The sequence below is a fragment of the Acidovorax sp. KPB24-07 genome, from assembly GCF_057543315.1.
In genome coordinates this window covers 1-562 of the sequence record NZ_BAAJYS010000955.1, presented here as the reverse complement: position 1 = coordinate 562, position 562 = coordinate 1, and the positions used below count along the sequence as shown (strand labels likewise).

The window sequence follows — 562 nt, the reverse complement described above, 5'->3', positions numbered from 1 at the left end:
CCAGGGCCTTGAGCTTGCCGGATTTGACGTGCGGCAGCGACGAGGCCACCTGGTCGAAATACACCGGCACCTGTCCGCCCACCACGTCGTTGATCGCCGGACCGGCACCGCGGTAGGGAATGTGCACCATGGAAGTGCCCGTGCTGCTCTTGAACAGCTCGCCCCACATGTGGCCGATGGTGCCGTTGCCCGGCGTGGCGTAGGACACCTTGCCGGGGTTGGCCTTGAGGTACTTCACCAGATCGGCGAAGTCCTTGACCGGCAGGACCTTGGGGTTGACCACGATCACCCCGGGGGCCTTGACGATCTCGGTCACGCCGGCGAAGTCCTTGACGGGGTCGTAGGGCAGCTTGGAGAACACGGCCGGGTTCACGCCGTGGGTGGACAGCGTGGCCACGCCCAGCGTGAGCCCGTCGCCCGCGGCGCGCCCCACCTCGGCCATGCCGATGGAGCCGCCGGCGCCGGCGCGGTTCTCGATCACCACGGGCTGGCCCAGCAGGCGCTGCAGCGGCTCCTGCAGGGCGCGACCGGCGATGTCGGTGGCGCCGCCGGGCGGGAACGG

General features: G+C 69.9%; 1 protein-coding gene. It reads right to left on the bottom strand.

The annotated features are described in order from the left end of the window. Nucleotides 1–562: Bug family tripartite tricarboxylate transporter substrate binding protein (locus AC27IQ_RS26870; RefSeq protein ID WP_487091524.1), on the bottom strand; the 562-nt coding region annotated here is incomplete at both ends.